Below are 19,559 nucleotides of genomic sequence, written 5' to 3'. Positions count from 1 at the left end.
CCTGAAATGGGCCGGAGTCAGCGCTTGGACTTCGGGTCGAGTGCGTCACGCACCGAGTCCCCGAGGAGGTTGAACGCGAGCACGAAGATCACCATGGACAGGCCCGGGAAGAGCATGAAGGTGATGTCCTCGGTGTAGAACATTGCGCCCCGCTGAATCATGACGCCCCAGTCCGGTGTCGGGTCGATCATGCCGACGCCGAGGAAGGCGAGACCCGCCTCGATCGTGACGAACGCCGGGAGCATCAGCGTGGACTGGATGATGATCGGCGTCCACAGGTTGGGCAGCAACTCCTTGAAGACGATACGCCGCGGCGACGCGCCCGTGACCTTGGCCGCCTCGACGAACTCCCGCTCGCGCAGGCCGAGTACCTGGCCGCGCAGCAGTCGGGCGATGGAGGCCCAGCCGAAGGCGGCGAGGACGATGATCAGGCCGGTGGCCCGAAGCCAGGTAGGGATCTCCTCGTCGGGAGCGACGAAGAGCCCGTACACGACCGGCATGAAGGCGATGAAGAAGAGGGTGGAGGGGAACGACAGCAGGATGTCGATGACCCGGCCCACGAGGTAGTCCGTCTTGCCGCCGAGGTAGCCCGCGGTGACGCCGATGATCACACCGAGCATCACGGTCAGCAGGGTAGCGGCGAGGGCGATGCCCAGTGAGGTGCGGATCGCGTAGAGCAGGAAGGAGAAGACGTCACGTCCCAGCTGGGGCTCGATGCCGAACCAGAACTCGCCGCTCATGCCGCCGTTCGGACCCGCCGGGTACGAGAAGGCGTTCAGCAGCTCGGGCCGCTGGCTCGCGTACGTCGTGTACGGATCCTTGCCGTACAGCTTCGCAATGAGCGGAGCGGCGAGCGCGATCACGAAGAAGAAGATCACGATGTACGCCGATATGACGCCCGTGCGGTCCCGCTTGAAGCGGTTCCACGCCAGCCGTCCCGGCGAGCGGCTTTCGTTGCCCTTAGGGGTGGAGGGCGAAGGCGACTTGTCGATGCTTTCGTCAGTCGCCTCAAGCGGGGCAGCCGCGGATGGAGTTGGGGGGGTCATGGTGCTCCTGGCCCAAGGGAGGGTCTGATGACTCCGCAGGGCACGCTCCCCTACGGGCTACGCCGGACTTTTTCAACGCAATTCATTCAAGGTCAATAAATTCTCGGCCGACTTGGTTGTCTCTTTACGTTCTTTACCCTGCCTTGACCATTCCGTAGCTACGCGGGTAGCGCAACGTGATTGAGTTGTGCCTTGACTCGGACTAACTGGACCAATCGGGCAACAAGTTCGATATGCGGACGCTCCTGTGTCGAAATGTGTACATCCAGCGGTCGTAATCCAACGGTTCGGCATCGGATGACAGAGATCCATTGCGCCATACATCGAAGATCCATGGGGCCGGACGAAAGAAGTCCGTTTCGTCGCCCGCGGGGGTCGTCGCGTGGACCTCGCACAGGGGTCCGGTGGGTGTGCTTCGGGCACCGGCATCCGGACGGTCGGTTGCTCCATTGGCCGGAGTCCAAGTGCGATATGTGCCTTTTCGCTTGATATTGGCCCGTAACGGATCAGTACCAGAGGAGGCACTCCATGCGTGGAGCCACGTTCGCCGGACGGGCGGCCGGTCGGGCCGCATGCGCGATGGCGGTCGCGCTCGTGGCGACGGCCTGCGGAGGCGGGGGTGACAGCGGAGCCGGCGGCGAGGTGCTGAGCTCGTCGTGGACCGATCCGCAGAACCCGCTGGAGCCGGCCAACACCAATGAGGTGCAGGGCGGCAAGGTGCTGTCCATGATCTTCCGGGGCCTGAAGCAGTACGACCCGAAGACCGGCGAGGCCGAGGACATGCTCGCCGAGCGGATCGAGACCGCCGACTCGCGCACCTACACGATCACCGTCAAGGACGGCTGGACCTTCAGCGACGGCGAGAAGGTCACCGCCAAGTCCTTCGTGGACGCCTGGAACTACGGGGCGAGCCTGAAGAACAACCAGAAGAACGCCTACTTCTTCAGCTACATCGACGGCTACGACAAGGTCCACCCGGCCAAGGGCGAGCAGAGCGCCGACACCATGTCCGGGCTGAAGGTGGTCGACGACAGGACGTTCACCGTCCGGCTCAGCCAGAAGTTCTCCAGCTTCCCCGACACCCTCGGCTACAACGCCTTCGTCCCGCTGCCGCGCGCCTTCTACGACGACCACGCCGGCTGGCTCGCCAAGCCCGTCGGCAACGGCCCGTACACCGTGGAGTCGTACACCAAGGGTTCCGAGATGGGCCTGACGAGGTGGGACGCGTACCCGGGTCCGGACGCGGCCCTGAACGCCGGCGTCACCCTCAAGGTCTACACGGACAACAACACGGCCTACACGGACCTGATGGCCGGCAACCTCGACCTCGTCGACGACGTACCGGCCCAGCAGCTGAAGAACGTCCGCAGCGACCTCGGCGACCGCTACCTCAACACCCCGGCCGGCATCATCCAGACCCTGGCCTTCCCCCACTACGACAAGGCCTGGAACAAGCCCGGCTCGGTCAAGGTCCGGCAGGGGCTGTCCCGGGCGATCGACCGTGAGCAGATCACCAAGACCATCTTCCAGGCGACCCGTACGCCCGCGACCGACTGGACCTCACCCGTCCTGGGCCCGGAGGGCGGTTACAAGGAGGGGCTGTGCGGTGAGTGGTGCCAGTACGACGCGGCCGCCGCGAAGAGGCTGATCGAGGAGGGCGGCGGGCTCCCCGGCGGGCAGGTGAAGATCACGTACAACGCGGACACCGGCTCCCACAAGCTGTGGGTGGACGCCGTCTGCAACTCCATCAACAACGCCCTGGACAACGACCGGGCCTGCGCCGGCAACCCGATCGGCACCTTCGCCGACTTCCGCAGCAAGAGCACGACCCAGAAGCTCTCCGGACCCTTCCGGGCGGGCTGGCAGATGGACTACCCGCTGACCCAGAACTTCCTCCAGCCCCTCTACTACACCAACGCCTCCTCCAACGACGGCAAGTGGTCCAACGAGGAGTTCGACAAGCTCGTCGACGAGGCGAACGCCGAGACCGACCCCGCGCGTGCCGTGGAGATGTTCCAGAAGGCCGAGGCGGTCGTCCGGGACAACATGGCGGCCATTCCGCTCTGGTACCAGAACGGCAGCGCCGGCTGGTCGCAGCGGCTGTCGAACGTGGCCCTCAACCCGTTCAGCGTCCCCGTCTACAACGAGATCAAGGTCGGCTGAGCCCGTCATGGGGCGGTACGTCGTCCGGCGCCTGGTGCAGATGGTCCCGGTGTTCATCGGGGCCACCCTGCTGATCTTCCTCATGGTCAACGTGATGGGCGACCCCGTCGCGGGCCTGTGCGGCGACCGGCAGTGCGACGCGGCGACGGCGACCCAGCTGAGGAAGGAGTTCGGCCTCGACAAGCCCGTGTGGCAGCAGTACCTGACCTATATGGGGAACGTCTTCACCGGAGACTTCGGTACGGCGTTCAACGGCCAGGAAGTCACCGAGCTGATGTCGACGGCCTTCCCGGTCACCTTCCGCCTCACGATCGTGGCGATCCTCTTCGAGGTCCTCATCGGCATCACGCTGGGCGTCGTCACCGGCCTGCAGCGGGGGCGCCCCGTCGACTCCGGCGTCCTGCTCCTGACCCTCGTCGTCATCTCCGTCCCCACCTTCGTCACCGGCCTGCTGCTCCAACTGCTGCTCGGCGTGGAGTGGGGCTGGATCCGCCCGTCGGTCTCCTCATCGGCACCCTTCGGCGAGCTGCTGATCCCCGGCCTCGTCCTCGCCTCGGTCTCCCTCGCGTACGTCACCCGGCTGACCCGGACCTCCATCGCGGAGAACCGGCGCTCCGACTACGTCCGTACGGCGATCGCCAAGGGACTGCCGAGGCACCGAGTGGTCACCCGGCATCTCCTGCGCAACTCCCTCATCCCCGTCGTCACCTTCATCGGCGCCGACATCGGATTCCTCATGGGCGGCGCGATCGTCACCGAGCGGATCTTCAACATCCACGGCGTCGGCTACCAGCTCTACCAGGGCATCCTGCGCCAGAACACACAGACCGTCGTCGGCTTCGTGACGGTCCTCGTCCTCGTCTTCCTCGTCTGCAATCTGGTCGTCGACCTGCTGTACGCCGTACTCGACCCGAGGATCCGCTATGCCTGAGCAGCCGTTCCAGTCCGAGGGGGCGATCGCCGGCAGCGGCGCGGGTGGTGCGGGCGGTGCGATGGAGCTGGCCGCGGGCGAGGCGCAGACGCTGGAGCCGGGGCCACGGGTCGGCACGGCACCGCGGGGTCCGCAGGGCACGGGACCGCCGGGACCGGAGCCATCGGCCGCCGCCTCCGTGGGCGAACGGCCGCGCAGCCTCTGGTCCGACGCCTGGCAGGACCTGTGCCGCAACCCCGTCTTCATCATCTCGGGCATGATCATCCTCTTCCTGCTCTTCATCTCCCTGTGGCCCTCGGCGATCGCCTCCGGCAGCCCGCTCAAGTGCGACCTCGCGAAGGCCCAGCAGGGTTCCGCGCCCGGCCATCCCTTCGGCTACGACGGCCAGGGCTGCGACGTGTACACGCGCACGGTCTACGGCGCCCGTACGTCCGTCGCGGTCGGCGTCTGCGCCACGCTCGGGGTCGCCGTCCTCGGCTCGGTGCTGGGGGCGCTCGCCGGCTTCTTCGGCGGCCTGTGGGACTCGTTCCTCTCCCGCATCACCGACGTCTTCTTCGCCATCCCGGTGATCCTCGGCGGCCTGGTCCTGCTGTCCGTGGTCACCAGCAACTCCATCTGGCCGGTCATCGGCTTCATCGTGCTGCTCGGCTGGCCGCAGATCTCCCGCATCGCCCGCGGTGCCGTCATCACCGCCAAACAGCACGACTACGTCCAGGCCGCCCGCGCCCTCGGCGCCTCCAACTCCCGGATCCTCCTGCGCCACATCGCACCCAACGCCATCGCCCCGGTGATCGTGGTCGCGACCATCGCACTGGGTACGTACATCGCCCTGGAGGCGACCCTGTCCTACCTGGGCGTCGGCCTGAAACCCCCGAGCGTCTCCTGGGGCATCGACATCTCGGCCGCCTCCCCCTACATCCGCAACGCCCCCCACGCCCTCCTGTGGCCCTCCGGAGCCCTGGCCATCACGGTTCTGGCCTTCATCATGCTGGGCGACGCGGTACGCGACGCCCTCGACCCGAAGCTGAGGTGAGGGGACCCCCAGTCCTCTCGGCGAAGCCACCCGCAACGCCCCCCATCCGAAAGTGAGGTGAGCCCCGGCATGTTGCTCGAAGTGCGTGATCTGCAGGTGGAGTTCCGGACGCGGGACGGGGTTGCCAAGGCGGTCAACGGGGTGAGTTACGGCGTGGACGCGGGGGAGACGCTTGCCGTGCTCGGGGAGTCCGGGTCCGGGAAGTCGGTGACCGCGCAGGCGGTGATGGGGATTCTCGACATGCCGCCCGGGCGGATCACCGGGGGCGAGATCCTCTTCCAGGGGCGGGACCTGCTGAAGCTGGGGGAAGAGGAGCGACGCAAGGTCCGCGGCGCCGAGATGGCGATGATCTTCCAGGACGCCCTGTCGTCGCTGAACCCCGTACTGACCGTCGGCGACCAGCTCGGCGAGATGTTCGTCGTGCACCGGGGCATGTCGAGGAAGGACGCGCGGGCGAAGGCCGTGGAGCTGATGGACCGGGTACGCATCCCGGCCGCACGAGAGCGCGTCAAGCAGTACCCGCACCAGTTCTCCGGCGGCATGCGCCAACGCATCATGATCGCGATGGCCCTCGCCCTCGAACCCGCACTCATCATCGCCGACGAGCCCACCACCGCCCTCGACGTCACCGTCCAGGCCCAGGTCATGGACCTGCTGGCGGAGCTGCAACGCGAGTACCGCATGGGCCTGATCCTCATCACCCACGACCTCGGCGTCGTCGCGGACGTCGCGGACCGGATCGCCGTGATGTACGCGGGCCGGATCGTGGAGTCGGCGCCGGTGCACGACATCTACAAGGCGCCTGCCCACCCGTACACCAAGGGCCTGCTGGAGTCGATCCCGCGCCTGGACCAGAAGGGCCAGGAGCTCTACGCCATCAAGGGCCTGCCCCCCAACCTCATGAACATCCCGCAGGGCTGCGCCTTCAACCCCCGCTGCCCGACGGCCCGGGACGTGTGCCGCACCGACGTACCCGAGCTGTACGAGGTCTCCGAAGCACGGGGCAGCGCCTGCCATTTCTGGAGGGAGTGCCTGGATGGCTAGTTCCGCATCGGCCGAGCCGATTCTGGAGGTGAGCGGGCTCGTCAAGCACTACCCGCTCACCCGGGGCATCCTCTTCAAGAAACAGGTCGGCGCGGTCAGGGCCGTGGACGGCGTCGACTTCTCACTGCACCGCGGCGAAACCCTCGGCATCGTCGGCGAGTCCGGCTGCGGCAAGTCGACGGTCGCCAAGATGCTGGTCAACCTGGAACGACCGACGGCCGGTTCGATCAAGTACAAGGGCGAGGACATCACCAGACTGTCCGGCCGCGCCCTCAAAGCCGTACGCCGCAACATCCAGATGGTCTTCCAGGATCCGTACACCTCCCTCAACCCCCGCATGACGGTGGGCGACATCATCGGGGAGCCGTACGACATCCACCCCGAGGTCGCGCCGAAGGGCGACCGTCGCCGCCGGGTGCGGGAGCTGCTGGACGTGGTCGGCCTCAACCCCGAGCACATCAACCGCTACCCGCACCAGTTCTCCGGCGGCCAGCGCCAACGCATCGGCATCGCACGGGGGCTGGCGCTGCGCCCGGAGGTCATCGTCGCCGACGAACCCGTCTCCGCGCTGGACGTCTCGGTCCAGGCCCAGGTCATCAACCTGATGGACCGCCTGCAGAACGAGTTCGACCTCTCCTACGTCTTCATCGCCCACGACCTGTCGATCGTCCGGCACATCTCCGACCGGGTAGGGGTGATGTACCTCGGACGGATCGTGGAGATCGGCAGGGACGCCGAGATCTACGACCACCCCACGCACCCCTACACCCAGGCGCTGCTCTCCGCGGTCCCCGTCCCCGACCCGTCGGCCCGTGAACGCAGCGCACGCATCATCCTCGCGGGCGACGTCCCGTCCCCGACGAACGTCCCCTCCGGCTGCCGCTTCCGTACTCGCTGCTGGAAGGCGGAGGAACGCTGCGCCCAGCAGGTGCCGGTGCTAGCGGTGCCGGCCCGTCTGCACGACCCGAGCGGACCCGAGGCCCACGACTCGGCGTGCCATTTCGCGGCGGCGCAAGGCAACGGGCCGGGGTGACATGGCGCACCCCGGCCCGCTTACGGCACCCGCACGGCCGTACGCTGTTCAGCCTCCACCGTCCGTATATCGGTGCCGCTTCGGTGAAGTTGCCTGCGTGTTAACGCAGTTCGGGCGCTTTTGAGCCGCTATGCCAGGGACCGCTGCAGGAAGTCCAGCTGGAGCAGCAGCAGGTTCTCCGCGACCGCTTCCTGCGGGGTCATGTGCGTGACGCCGGACAGCGGCAGCACCTCGTGCGGACGGCCCGCGGCGAGGAGGGCCGAGGACAGGCGCAGGGAGTGGGCGACGACCACGTTGTCGTCCGCGAGGCCGTGGACGATCATCATCGGGCGGTGCGGTTCGGCCGGGTCCACCAGGCCCGAGTCGTCGATCAGCGAGTTGCGGCGGTAGACCTCCAGCTGCTCGTCGGGGTGTCCGACGTACCGCTCCTGGTAGTGCGTGTCGTACAGGCGCAGATCGGTGACCGGCGCGCCGACCACCGCCGCGTGGAAGACGTCCGGGCGGCGCAGCGCGGCGAGCCCCGCCAGATAACCGCCGAAGGACCAGCCCCGGATGGCCACACGGGTCAGATCGAGCGGGAACCGCTCGGCGAGCGCGTGCAGCGCGTCGACCTGGTCCTGCACCACGATCGCCGCGATGTCGTCCTTGATGGCCTTCTCCCACCCGGGCGAGCGCCCCGGCGTACCGCGCCCGTCCGCGACGATCACCGCGAACCCCTGGTCGGCGAACCACTGCGAGGTGAGGTACGCGTTGTGCGCGGCGACGACCCTGGAGGCGTGCGGACCACCATAGGGATCCAGCAGAACCGGCAGCGGGGTGTCACCGGCGTAGTCCCGAGGCATAAGCACGGCGCACGGGATGCGGCGTGCGCCCCCCTCGGTGAGTGTCACGCGCGGGGTCAAACCGGGATCTTCGGCATACGACCGGACCGTCGCCACCGGCTTCCCGTCTCGCAGCACCTGGATCTGAGCGCCGGGCCGGTCAAGCGCATGGGACGCCAACACCGTCACGCCTCCGGCGCGCACCGCCGAGTGCACGCCGGGCTCCTGTGAGACGCGCTCCACGCCGAGCTCGTTCACCCGGTACACGTGCACTTCGCCGATCTCGGGAACGGCCGCGGCCTCGCCCGCCGACGCCGAGATCAGCACGTCGTCCGAGGTGACGTCCAGCACCGCGCGGACGTGCAACTGCGGTCCGGTCAGCGGGCGTTCGCCCACCGTGAGGACCCGCGCGCCGCCCTCGTCGGCGATGCGCACGAGATGGCCCGCCGGGCTCCAGCAGGGCACGCCAGGGAAAAGATCCAGCCATTGTGGATCTTCGTCCGCATGCACCATCCGGGTCGCCCCCGTCGCCGGGTCCACGGCCAGGAACAGCTGGCTGCGCTGGTCGCGTGCCTGTACGAGCAGCAGCGGTGCACCCGCCGCTGACCAGTGCACTCGCGCCAGATACGGGTACCGCGCCCGGTCCCAGGAGACCTCCGTGCGCACCCCGTCCAGACCGATCACGAACAGCCGTACGTCCGCGTTCGGCGTTCCCGCCGCCGGGTACGCCACCCGCTGAGGCTCGCGCTCCGGATGCGCCGGATCGGAGATCCACCACCGGCGCACCGGCGTGTCGTCCGCCCGCGCCACCAGCAGCAGGTCCGACTCCGGACCCCACCAAAAGCCCCGGTAGCGCCCCATCTCCTCGGCCGCGATGAACTCCGCCAGGCCGTAGGTCACACCGTCCGACTCCGGCTCGGCGAGCGCACGGTCGCCCTCGCCCTCGGCGCCCACCACCCGCAGGGCACCCTGCGCGACGTACGCGATGTGCCGTCCGTCGGGGGAGGGGCGGGGGTCGATCACCGGTCCGGGGACCGGGAGTTCACGTGCCGTACCGGCCCGCAGTTCGGCCGTGAAAAGCCGCCCTGACAAGGCGAAAGAGGCCAACTCGACGGCCGCGTCGGTGGCGTGGGAGACGATGCCGGCGCCGCCCTCACGGCTGCGCTCGCGGCGTGCCCGCTCCTCGGGCGAGAGGTCCTCCGAGGTGCCGCCCAGGAGGGCGCGCGGGTCGGCCGCCACGCGCTCCCCGCCGTCCGTGGTGTCGAGCACCCACAGCGAACTCGCCGGATCCGTACCGGAGGTGGAGCGCAGGAACACGACACGGGAACCGTCGGGCGCCACCGTGAATGCGCGCGGTGCGCCGAAGGTGAACCTCTGGGTGCGGGCGTGCCGTCGGGGGAAGGACACAGGCTCGGTCGTCATGCCCCGACCATATTGGCCAGTGCGCCCCCTTGTGCGGCTGTGCGCCGATCGATGCGCACGGACGGATAGTTATGATCACAAGCGCATAGTGGGTATGAACCTGCTGGCTGCTGCATGGATTTATCTGCCCCCATAGTCCGACCCCCGCGCCTGGGATTCTTGGAGGTGAGCCGCCGTGGCACTCTCGATTTCGGCGGTGGTGCTGCTGGCGATCGTCGTCTTCCTGCTGGTCAAGAAATCAGGGCTGAAGGCGGGCCATGCCGTGGTCTGCATGCTGCTCGGTTTCTACCTGGCGTCCTCGACCGTCGCTCCCACCATCAGTGAGCTGACTACGAACATCGCGGGCATGATCGGCAGCATCAAGTTCTGAGCCGTGCCGGGCAGTGCTGTCGGTACCGCCTCGTAGGCTGGGGCCATGACGGAACTGCCCGACCGGCGTCTGCTCCTGGTGCACGCGCACCCGGACGACGAGTCGATCAACAACGGCGCGACGATGGCCAAGTACGCGGCCGAGGGTGTCCGGGTGACCCTGGTCACCTGCACCCTGGGTGAGCACGGCGAGGTCATTCCCCCCGAGCTGCACCACCTGACCGGAGCCGAGCTCGGCGAACACCGCCTGGGCGAGCTCACGGCCGCGATGCGCGAGCTCGGCGTCGAGGACTTCCGTCTCCTCGGCGGCAGGGGCCGCTACGAGGACTCGGGGATGATGGGCCTCGCCGACAACGACGACCCCGCGAGCCTGTGGCAGGCGGACGTCGACGAGGCGGCCCGGGAGCTAGTCGAGGTGATCCTGGAGGTACGCCCCCAGGTCCTCGTCACCTACGACCCCGACGGCGGCTACGGCCACCCCGACCACATCCAGGCCCACCGCGTAGCCATGCGCGCGGCCGAGCTGGCCGCCGACGCCGGGTGGCGGATCCCCAAGATCTACTGGAACCGCGTCCCGCGCACGGTCGCCGAGGAGGCCTTCGCCCGACTTCAGGCGGACCTGCCCGGATTGCCCTTCGCCAAGGCCGCCACCGTCGGCGACGTGCCGGGTGTCGTGGACGACGAGCGGATCACCACCGTGATCGACGGCACGGCCCACGCCCCCGCCAAGGCCGCCGCGATGCGGGCGCACGCCACGCAGATCGACGTGGCCGAGCCGTACTTCGCGCTCTCCAATGAACTTGCGCAACCCCTCTTCACCACCGAGTACTACGAGTTGGTGCGCGGGGAGAGGGCGGCGCGGGCGGAGTCCGATCTGTTCGCCGGTGTCGCCGTCGAGGAGGCGTCATGAGCTCGATGCTCGCCCAGCCGCTGAAGCGGCCCTCCGCCCTGCGGGTCCTCGTCCACCTCGGGCTCTTCGTGCTCGGCGCGGTCGTCGGCGTGGCCGGGGCGCTGGTGCAGCCCGCGTGGTTCCCGGGCGGCCTGCTGATCGCCCTCGCGGGCGAGGCCGGGCTCTGCCTGGGCGCCGCCCGGGCGATGGGCAGCCGGGCCGCGGCCGTCGCCCCCGCCGGCGGCTGGATGATCACCGTCATCCTGCTCACCGCCAGCCGCCCCGAAGGCGACTTCGTCTTCGGCACAGGCGCCGCCTCCTACCTCTTCCTGCTCGGCGGCATGGCCGTGGCTGTGATCTGCGCCACGCTCGCGCCTGTGCGGCAACCGGGTGGCGACGGCGTCCGACTTGCCAAGTGACGTACCACTTCTCCACGCCGCACTCGTGCGAGTCCCGTGTGGGTTTCCCAGGCGGTCGTGGGATGCGGGCCGGAAGTGGCCAGTATGGTGGTGCGCGCCGCCGAGCCGTCCGCAGCAATGAGGTCGAACAGGCGGTGGAGCCAACCGGGAGAACCTGCCTTGAGTCGTGAAACTGACACTCCGTCCTCCGGGCCCAACGGGCGCGGCGGAGCCGCATACCCTTCGGGCACGCCGCCGTACGGGACCCCCATGGCTTCCGACAGCGGTGCGGATGCGGGCCGTTCGGCCGCGCAGCCGGAGGAACGCAAGACCGAGACCACGCTGACGACACGGATCCGGATCAACATTCCCGGGTCCCGGCCCATTCCGCCGGTCGTCGTGCGCAAGCCCGTCGCGGACGCCGAGAGCGCCGGCTCCGTCGGCGGCAGGGATGCCGAGACGCCGACGCCGTCCGCCGACACCGCCATGTCAACGGGCACCGTCGACCCCCCGGCCCAGCCCGCGGGGCAGGCGGAGGAGAAGACGAGCGACTGGTTCGCGCCCCGCAAGTCCTCGGGGGGCAAGGGCGGTCAGGGCGGCGCGTCCACCAATGGGGCAGGTCTGCCCGGCGGTTCGGGCCCCGGCGCGGGCGGCCCCGCCGGCCCGGGCACCGGTGGTGCCGGGCGGCCCGGTGGGGTCGTCGGCTCGATGAGCGTGCCGGGCGGCTCGCGCCCCGGCGGTGCGAGCGGCCCCGGGCTCGCCGGTGCGACCGGCGGTCCCGTGGCTCCGGGGCACGGCGGCGGCACCGGTTCCTTCGACGTGACCGAGGCGCTGGCGGCGGGCCCCCTGGGCGGCGGCAACGGCGCGCGCCCCGGCGGCGAGGCCCGCCGCGACGACCTGCCGTACTTCGCGGAGAACGGCAACCGCGGCCAGGACGGTCAGGGCACCCCGAACAGCTACGGCAGCCAGGGCGGCCCGAACGGCCCGGGCGGATACGGCGCCCAGGGCGGCCCGGGCGGCTTCGATCCGTCCGCCGACTTCAACGCCCCGAACAGCTTCGACGGCGCCGGCGACTTCGGCGGCCCGAGCGACTTCAACGGCTCGAACGGCCACGGCGGCCAGGGTGGCCCGCACGGCCCCGCGGGCCCGACGACCGGTCCGGTCACCGGCGACGGCCCTGCGTTGCCGCCGGTCACGGGCGGCGGCCCCGGCGGTCCGGGTGGTCCGGCCGGTTCGGGTATTTCCGCCGGTCCGGGTGGTGCCGGTATCTCCGCGGGCCCGGGTCGGCCCGGCGGGCCGAGTGGTCCCGGCGGTCCCGGTAGTGGCCGTGGCGGCCCGTCCGGTCCCGGTGGTCCTCCCGGACCTGCCGGACCTGCCGGCCCGGGTGGTCCCGGTGGTCCGGCCGGACCCGGCATTTCCGCCGGACCCGGTGGCCCCGGCGCAGCCCCCCACGTCCCGGGCCGTGGCCCCGGCGGTGGCATGAGCGACGACACCGCGATCCTCACTCCGCAGAAGCCGGCTCCCGAGCCCGGCAACCCGAACTACGGCGTCGCCGACAACGTCTCCGGCCACACCGTCACCAGCGGCATCCCCGTCGTCCCCGCCGGCGCCCAGAGCGGGCCCTTCGGGCCGGGCGGCGCCGACGCACCCGGGCCGCACACACCCCCGAAGCTGCCGGAACCCGCCACTTCGGAGGCCCAGTCGTCCCGTGCGCCCAAGAAGAAGGGCCGCAGCAAGCTGGCCCTGATCGGCGGCGGCGTGATCGTCCTCGCCGGTGGCGTCTACGGCGCCGGCCTGCTGATGGCCCACTCCGACGTGCCCAAGGGCACCAGCGTGCTCGGCGTCGACATCGGCGGCGGCACCCGCGACGAGGCGCTGAAGAAGCTCAACGACGCCTTCGACAAGCAGGTCGGCAAGCCGCTGAAACTGTCGGTGGGCGGCAAGACCGTCACGCTGGAGCCGGACAAGGCCGGGCTGCAGTTCGACATGCAGCAGACGGTCAGCGCGGCCGCGACCAGTGACTACAACCCGGTCTCGGTCATCGGCTCCCTCTTCGGCAACCACCGGGTCGTCGACCCGGTCATGCCCACCGACGAGGAGAAGCTGCAGGCAGCCCTGCAGGACGTCTCCGGCGGCTCCGGCTCGGTGACCGAGGGCACGATCAAGTTCGAGTCCGGGAAGGCCGTCGCCGTCTACGGCAAGGCCGGCAAGGGCATCGACGTCGCCAGGTCCACCGCGGCGGTCCAGGAGGCCTACCGCACCCAGGTGGAGACCGGCGCGTCCGCCGCGGTGCAGGTCGCCACGACCACTCAGCAGCCGACGGTCGCGAACGCCGAGGTCGACCGGTTCATGAAGGAGTTCGCCGAACCGGCGATGGCCAACAAGGTCACGATCCAGACGGACGCCGCGCACAGCATCCAGTTCGGCTCCCTGTCGCTGCCGAAGATCCTTGGAGCCAAGGCCGTCGACGGCAAGCTCGTCGACACCTACGACCTCAAGGCGCTCAAGGCGGCCTACGGCGCCACCTTCGACGGCGTGCAGATCAACGGCGCGAGCGGCAAGCGCGACGTCCTTCCGCAGGATGTCGCCTCCGCCCTGCGCAAGGCGCTGCGCGCCAAGACGGCGGCGGAGCGCACCGTCACCATCGACACCAACCCGAGCTAGCGCAGCCGCTCGGACCAAGGGCACCCGGCACTCGCCGGGTGCCCTTCGGTCGTCGTATGACATCTGTCATCCGGCAGTCAGGACCGCCGACACTGCCGGGCTGCCGGCCCCCGCGGCCACTCTTGAGCACATGACAACGACAGTGTTGAACACGACGACTGAGGTGGTCGGATTCGACCAGGTGAGCAAGAGCTACGGGGACGTACGGGCCGTCGACGGCCTCACGCTCGCGCTGCACCCGGGGGAGACCGTTGCCCTGCTCGGCCCGAACGGGGCCGGCAAGTCCACCACGCTCGATCTGCTGCTCGGCCTCAAGCGCCCCGACAGCGGCAGCGTCGGCGTCTTCGGCACCGACCCGCGCGAGGCGATCGTCGCCGGCCGGGTGGGGGCCATGCTCCAGAGCGGCGGGCTGATGGGCGAGGTCACGGTCGCCGAGATGGTGCGGCTGGCCTGCGATCTGCATCCGCGGCCGTACCCGGTCTCCGACGTGCTCGCCCGCGCGGGCATCACGCAGATCGCCGACCGCAAGGTCGACAAGCTCTCCGGCGGCCAGGCCCAGCGCGTCCGCTTCGCCCTCGCGACGGCCGGCGACAGCGACCTCATCGTCCTCGACGAGCCCACCACCGGCATGGACGTCACCACCCGCCAGGCCTTCTGGGCCACCATGCGCGAACAGGCCGACCAGGGCCGCACGGTCCTGTTCGCGACGCACTACCTGGAAGAGGCGGACGCGATCGCAGACCGGGTGCTGGTCCTGCACCGCGGCCGGCTGCTGGCCGACGGCACCGCGGCCGAGATCAAGGCGAAAGCGGGGACGCGGCGGATCTCCTTCGACCTGGCCGACGACCCCGTCGACGAGGCCGCCCTGCGCGAGTTGCCCTTCCTCACCACGCTCACGGTGTCCCACAGCGGCTCCGCCGCGGGGTCCGGCCGGACCGTCCGCATCCAGTCCTCCGACGCCGACGCGACCGTCCACGCCCTCTACGGTCTCGGCCTCTACCCCCGCAATCTGGAAGTCGCCGGGCTCGGCCTCGAGCAGGCGTTCGTCGCCATCACCACCGCCGAGGAGGCACGTACGTCATGAAGGCCCTGATCCGGCTGGAACTCACCCGCGCCCTGCGCAACCGCAAGTTCCTGTTCTTCTCGGTGCTCTACCCGTCGATGCTGTTCCTGCTGATCGCGGGCAGCGCCGACAGCACGACCAAGGTCGACGGCACGGGCCTGACCCTGCCGACCTACATGATGGTCTCCATGGCCTCCTTCGGCGCCCTCACCGCCGTCCTGATGGGCAACAGCGAGCGCATCGCCAAGGAGCGCGAGAGCGGCTGGGTACGGCAACTGCGGCTGACCACCCTGCCGGGCCGCGGGTATGTGCTGGCCAAGACCGCGAGCGCCGCCGTGGTCAGCCTGCCGTCGATCGTCGTCATCTTCGTCGTCGCCGCCGTCGTGAAGGACGTACGACTGGATGCCTGGCAGTGGCTCGCCCTCACCGGTGCGATCTGGGCCGGGAGCCTGGTCTTCGCAGCCCTCGGTGTGGCGATCGGGTACTCCGCGACCGGTGACGCGGTACGCCCGATCACGATGATCATCTACTTCGGCCTGTCGCTGCTCGGCGGCCTGTGGATGCCCACGACGACCTTCCCGCAGTGGCTCCAGGACATCGCCGCCTGGGTGCCCACGCACGCGTACGCTGCGCTGGGGCAGGCCATCGAGCAGAGCCAGGCCCCCCACGCGAAGGACCTCGTCGTCCTGGTCGTCTCCTTCGCGCTGTTCACGGGCGGCGCGGCCTGGCTGTACCGGAAGGACACGTTGAAGGCGTGAGCGGCACCGGCGTCGGGATCGGGCAGCGCCCGGAGAATCGCAGGCAACGGTTCGTCAAGCTCCTGTGGACCGGCATCTGGCTGGTGTACCTGAGCGCGCCGGCCAACGACCTGCTGCACGGCGGTCACAGCACGGGCGTGCGGATCCTCGGCTGGCTCGGTCTCGCCGCGTTCGTCACCTGGTACATGCTGCTGCTCTTCCGCACCGGCCGGGGCGAGCGCAACGGCGTCGTGCTCGCCTCGCTCGGCGTCCTCGCCGCCCAGTCCACGCTCCTCGCCCTGACCCTGGGCCGGGAGTGGCTGGTGCTGTTCGTGTACGTCTCCATCGCGTCCGGCGCGGCCCTGCCGCTGCGCATGGCGCGCTGGACGATCCCGGCCGCGTCCGCGCTGATGACCGTGATCGCGTTCGCGACACCGGGCGGCAAGGCCTTCCTGGCCGGGCTGCTGATCCCGGCCCTGCTGGGCGGCTTCGCCATGACCGGCGTACGCGAACTGATCCGCACGACCGTCGCGCTGCGCGAGGCCCGCGCCACCGTCGCCCAACTGGCCGCCAACGAGGAGAGACTGCGCCTGGCCCGGGACCTGCACGACCTGCTGGGCCACTCCCTCTCCCTGATCACCATCAAGAGCGAACTCGCGGGCCGTATGCTCCCCGACCACCCCGACAAGGCGGCCCGCCAGGTCGCCGACATCGAGCAGGTCAGCCGCCAGGCCCTGGTCGACGTGCGCGAGGCGGTCTCGGGCTACCGCCGCCCGCGCCTCGCGGCGGAACTGGCGGGCGCCAGGGTCGCCCTGACGGCGGCCGGGGTGACGGCCGGACTCCCGGCCGAGCCCGACCTCACCGGCGTCCCCGAGGACAGCGAGACGGCCCTCGCCTGGGCCCTGCGCGAGGCGGTCACCAACGTCGTACGGCACAGCGGGGCCCGGCGCTGCACGATCGAGGTCCTGCCCCGCCAGACCCTCGACGGCCCGGTCCTCGAACTCTCCGTCGAGGACGACGGCTCCGGCGACCAGGGCAACGGCCCCGGCCACGGTCTGACCGGCCTCACGGAACGCCTGGAGAAGGCGGGCGGCACCCTGGAGGCGGGCGGCACCCGGCAGGGCTTCCGGCTGATCGCCCGCGTCCCGGCCGCCGCGATCTCGGCGGACGTAGGATCCGGTTCATGAGCCGCACGATCAAGGTCCTCCTCGCCGAGGACCAGTCGATGGTCCGCGAGGCCCTGGCCGCTCTGCTCGGCCTGGAGGAGGACATCGAGGTCGTCGCCCAGGTGGCCCGCGGCGACGAGGTCCTGGCGGCGGCCCGCGACCACGACGTGGACGTGGCGCTCCTGGACATCGAGATGCCGGGCGCGACGGGCATCGAGGCGGCGGCACAGCTGCACAAGGAGCTGCCGGCCGTGAAGCTGGTTGTCCTCACGACCTTCGGCCGCCCCGGCTACCTCCGCAGCGCGATGGAGTCCGGCGCCGACGCCTTCCTGGTCAAGGACGCCCCCGCGGCCCAACTCGCCGAGGCCATACGCAAGGTCCTGGCAGGCGAACGGGTCATCGACCCCACCCTGGCGGCAGCGGCCCTGGCGGAGGGCGCCAACCCCTTGACCGACCGCGAGCGAGAGATCCTCCGGGCAGCGGAGGACGGCTCCACGAACGCCGAACTGGCAGCCGCCCTGCACCTGTCCCAGGGCACGGTCCGCAACTACCTCTCGACGGCCATCCAGAAACTGGCGGTGCGGAACAGGGCGGAGGCGGTACGGATCGCGAGGGAGAAGGGCTGGCTGTAGTCGCCGGTCAAGGGCAGCGCCCCAGGGGTGCGGGGCTGTATCGATGTGCGGCTCCGCCGCGTGGGCGCGATCAACCACGACACACCCGCACCCGCCTGACAACACAACCCACTACGGCGAACCGGCGAACTCAGTTGAGCAACGCCCGCGCGGCCCGAGCCTGCCCCCGCACCTGCTCCGCCGCCCCCTCATCCACCGCACAGATCAACTCCGCGTACTCCTCCAACTCCACGGCCCCCTCGACGAAGTCCCCCCGCTGGACAAGCAACTGCGCCCGCTCGAACCGCAGTCGAGCCGGATGCGACGGCAGCAGCAGCGACAGCTCCACCGCCCACAGCGCCACATCCGAGCGCTCGGGCCGAGTCGCCGCCCAGGCCCGGACGTTGTTCAGAATCCGCAGCACCACATCCAGCGGATCGGCCGGCGACAGCATCGACGGATCCAGCGGCGCCCCCGTGGCCCCCGCCACCAGCAGCTCCGCATCGCCGCCCGTCAACACCCGGCCCCCGTCGAACGGATCGGCGAGCACCTGCTCGTCGGTCGGCCCGAACCCCACGACGAAGTGCCCGGGCAGCGCGACCCCGTACACCGGGGCCCCCGCCCGCCGGGCCACCTCCATCCACACCACCGACAACAGGATCGGCAGCCCACGCCGCCGCTGAAGCACCTCGTGCAGCAACGACGACTCCAGCCGCTGATAGTCCGCGGCCGAGCCGCGAAACCCGTACCGCTCGCCGAGCAGCTCCCGCAGGGCCACGGCCCACGCCCTCGGCCCGCCCGGGCGGAACGGCAGCTGTCCGGCCAGGGCATCCAGCTCCACCTGTACGGAATCCATCCCCGACTCGTCCAGCGCCCCGTCCGCCTCGGCTCCCACCAGCAGACACAGCATGGACAGATCGGGCCGCTCGGACCGCGCCTCTTCGGCGAACCGCCTGCGCAGCTCGGCGGAGCGTTCGGGCGGTGGGGGGTAGGGGGGACGCATAGCTGGCTCGTGCCCTTTCGCGGCGATCGGTACCACTGCTCACGAAGATCGATAGTGGTGGTAGGCATGATGCGCGGCGAACCCCATCCCGGCGTACATCTCCCGCGCGCCCACGTTCTCCGCCTCGACCTGCAGCCACGCCGCCGACGCCCCCTCGTCGAGGGCCTGCCGGGCCAGCGCGGCCATGACCCGGGTGGCCAGCCCCTGCCGCCGCAGCGCCGGATCGACCTCCACGGCGGCGAACCCGGCCCACCGCCCGTCCACGACACAGCGCCCGATCGCGGCAGGCGCACCACCCTCCGCACTCGGAACCGTCGCGAACCACACCGACGGACCGCTCCGCAGCACCTTCAGCGCCACCTCGCTCACCCCCTTGCGCTGATACCGCGCAAGCCAAGCCTCGTCCGCCTCCCGGGCCAGCACCACTCCGGCGCCCTCGTCCCGGTCGGTGACGGGCGCGAGCGCCCCGATCCACATCTCGGCGGACACCTCCCGCGCCCACCCGAGCCGCTCCAGCTCCGCGCACAGCAGCTCCTGCGTGCCCTCGGCCCCGGTCGCGGTCTGGACGTAGGCGGGGAGCCCACGGTCGCCGTACCAGCGCCGTACGACGTCCAGCGCGGCCGGCAGCGGTATGCCGGGGTCACCGAGCGGCAGCACCGAGTTGGCCCGCCGGGTGAACCCGGACGCGGCGCGCAGCTCCCACTCGCCGAGCCGCTCGCTCTCGACGGGCCGCCACGCGCGCGCGGCGACGTGCGCGAGTTCCTCGTACGAGGCGGCGGGCCCTCGGCGCCGGGCCGGAGCGGCGGGCACCACCTTCCCCGCCACCAGCGACGATTCCGCGATGCGGACGGTCTCGCCACTCTTCCGTGTGATCAGCAGCACACCGTCGTCCCATGATGCGAGAACACCCACCGTGTCGGTGAACTTCTCACCCTCGGCCGCAGGATCGTTCAGGCAGCGTACGGAGACCCGTTTGCCCACGTCAGCAGTGGTGATACGGACCTCAAGGCGTCCCGTCGCTGAGATTTCCACAGGTCAGTTCACCCCTCCTGTTCGGATCATGCCCAAGAACGGAGATACTAGGGGCGGGCATCGACGACGCCGCGCTCCCGCGCGCCAGGCGGCGGAGCCTGAGGAGGCCCGCCGGCGCCCAATCGAGGAGGAAC

Annotated in this window: 17 protein-coding genes; 13 read left to right on the top strand and 4 right to left on the bottom strand. The window is 70.3% G+C overall.

All coding sequences use genetic code 11. From position 1 onward, the window contains the following. Positions 1-17: 17 nt before the first annotated feature. A complete protein-coding gene (locus OG331_RS18835; RefSeq protein WP_406197648.1) occupies positions 18-1,046 on the bottom strand; it encodes an ABC transporter permease in 1,029 nt (342 codons plus the stop codon). A gap of 528 nt (positions 1,047-1,574) precedes the next feature. On the opposite strand from OG331_RS18835, the gene OG331_RS18830 reads away from it, so the two are divergent. The 5 genes from OG331_RS18830 (at position 1,575) to OG331_RS18810 (ending at position 7,250) form a co-directional block, all read left to right on the top strand. Then, positions 1,575-3,209 (top strand): ABC transporter substrate-binding protein, encoded by a 1,635-nt coding sequence (locus OG331_RS18830; RefSeq protein WP_406197646.1) that lies wholly within the window; start codon positions 1,575-1,577, stop codon positions 3,207-3,209. 7 nt (positions 3,210-3,216) lie between these two features. Beyond that, positions 3,217-4,140 carry an ABC transporter permease gene (locus OG331_RS18825; protein WP_406197644.1) on the top strand — a complete coding sequence of 308 codons (924 nt, stop codon included), beginning with the start codon at positions 3,217-3,219 and terminating at the stop codon, positions 4,138-4,140. After that, positions 4,133-5,173: an ABC transporter permease gene (locus tag OG331_RS18820; protein ID WP_406197642.1), complete on the top strand. Its 1,041-nt coding sequence runs from the start codon at positions 4,133-4,135 to the stop codon at positions 5,171-5,173. Before OG331_RS18825 ends, OG331_RS18820 begins: the two co-directional genes overlap by 8 nt. Positions 5,174-5,242: 69 nt before the next feature. Further along, the gene (locus OG331_RS18815; protein WP_406197640.1) at positions 5,243-6,217 is read left to right on the top strand and encodes an ABC transporter ATP-binding protein; all 975 of its coding nucleotides are present in this window, start codon (positions 5,243-5,245) and stop codon (positions 6,215-6,217) included. After that, on the top strand, positions 6,210-7,250 hold the full coding sequence (locus OG331_RS18810; RefSeq protein ID WP_406197637.1) for an ABC transporter ATP-binding protein: 1,041 nt from the start codon (positions 6,210-6,212) through the stop codon (positions 7,248-7,250). The genes OG331_RS18815 and OG331_RS18810 overlap by 8 nt, the downstream gene beginning before the upstream one ends. Before the next feature lie 128 nt (positions 7,251-7,378). On the opposite strand, the gene OG331_RS18805 is transcribed toward OG331_RS18810, so the two are convergent. After that, positions 7,379-9,493 carry a prolyl oligopeptidase family serine peptidase gene (locus OG331_RS18805; protein ID WP_406197636.1) on the bottom strand — a complete coding sequence of 705 codons (2,115 nt, stop codon included), beginning with the start codon at positions 9,491-9,493 and terminating at the stop codon, positions 7,379-7,381. 175 nt (positions 9,494-9,668) lie between these two features. On the opposite strand from OG331_RS18805, the gene OG331_RS18800 reads away from it, so the two are divergent. From OG331_RS18800 to OG331_RS18765, 8 genes are all read left to right on the top strand, one after another. Beyond that, positions 9,669-9,863 carry a hypothetical protein gene (locus tag OG331_RS18800; RefSeq protein WP_328423806.1) on the top strand — a complete coding sequence of 65 codons (195 nt, stop codon included), beginning with the start codon at positions 9,669-9,671 and terminating at the stop codon, positions 9,861-9,863. Between the two features lie 45 nt (positions 9,864-9,908). Continuing rightward, positions 9,909-10,772, top strand: coding sequence for an N-acetyl-1-D-myo-inositol-2-amino-2-deoxy-alpha-D-glucopyranoside deacetylase (gene mshB, locus OG331_RS18795; RefSeq protein WP_406197634.1), 864 nt, complete (start codon positions 9,909-9,911; stop codon positions 10,770-10,772). Then, complete coding sequence (locus OG331_RS18790) at positions 10,769-11,170, top strand: DUF6113 family protein (RefSeq protein ID WP_406197632.1); 402 nt, start codon at positions 10,769-10,771, stop codon at positions 11,168-11,170. Before mshB ends, OG331_RS18790 begins: the two co-directional genes overlap by 4 nt. Positions 11,171-11,419: 249 nt before the next feature. Next, a complete protein-coding gene (locus tag OG331_RS18785) occupies positions 11,420-13,813 on the top strand; it encodes a hypothetical protein (RefSeq protein ID WP_406197630.1) in 2,394 nt (797 codons plus the stop codon). A 130-nt stretch (positions 13,814-13,943) separates the two neighbouring features. Next, positions 13,944-14,897, top strand: a complete 954-nt coding sequence (locus tag OG331_RS18780) for an ABC transporter ATP-binding protein (protein ID WP_406197628.1) — start codon at positions 13,944-13,946, stop codon at positions 14,895-14,897. Beyond that, positions 14,894-15,634 carry an ABC transporter permease gene (locus tag OG331_RS18775; protein ID WP_365060892.1) on the top strand — a complete coding sequence of 247 codons (741 nt, stop codon included), beginning with the start codon at positions 14,894-14,896 and terminating at the stop codon, positions 15,632-15,634. The genes OG331_RS18780 and OG331_RS18775 overlap by 4 nt, the downstream gene beginning before the upstream one ends. Continuing rightward, entirely contained in the window at positions 15,631-16,800 is a 1,170-nt protein-coding gene (locus tag OG331_RS18770) for a sensor histidine kinase (RefSeq protein ID WP_406197625.1), read from the top strand. The genes OG331_RS18775 and OG331_RS18770 overlap by 4 nt, the downstream gene beginning before the upstream one ends. Then, positions 16,797-17,411, top strand: coding sequence for a response regulator transcription factor (locus OG331_RS18765; RefSeq protein WP_406197623.1), 615 nt, complete (start codon positions 16,797-16,799; stop codon positions 17,409-17,411). Before OG331_RS18770 ends, OG331_RS18765 begins: the two co-directional genes overlap by 4 nt. Positions 17,412-17,541: 130 nt before the next feature. Here the strand turns inward: OG331_RS18765 and OG331_RS18760 are convergent, their stop codons facing one another. Both OG331_RS18760 and OG331_RS18755 read right to left on the bottom strand, forming a co-directional pair. Next, positions 17,542-18,393, bottom strand: coding sequence for a transglutaminase-like domain-containing protein (locus OG331_RS18760; protein ID WP_365060886.1), 852 nt, complete (start codon positions 18,391-18,393; stop codon positions 17,542-17,544). A 39-nt stretch (positions 18,394-18,432) separates the two neighbouring features. Continuing rightward, positions 18,433-19,425, bottom strand: a complete 993-nt coding sequence (locus OG331_RS18755) for a GNAT family N-acetyltransferase (RefSeq protein WP_406197621.1) — start codon at positions 19,423-19,425, stop codon at positions 18,433-18,435. Between the last annotated feature and the right edge of the window lie 134 nt (positions 19,426-19,559).

Source organism: Streptomyces sp. NBC_01017, assembly GCF_045162795.1.
Classification (GTDB): Bacteria; Actinomycetota; Actinomycetes; order Streptomycetales; family Streptomycetaceae; genus Streptomyces; species Streptomyces machairae.
This window is presented reverse-complemented; position numbering and strand designations above follow the sequence as displayed.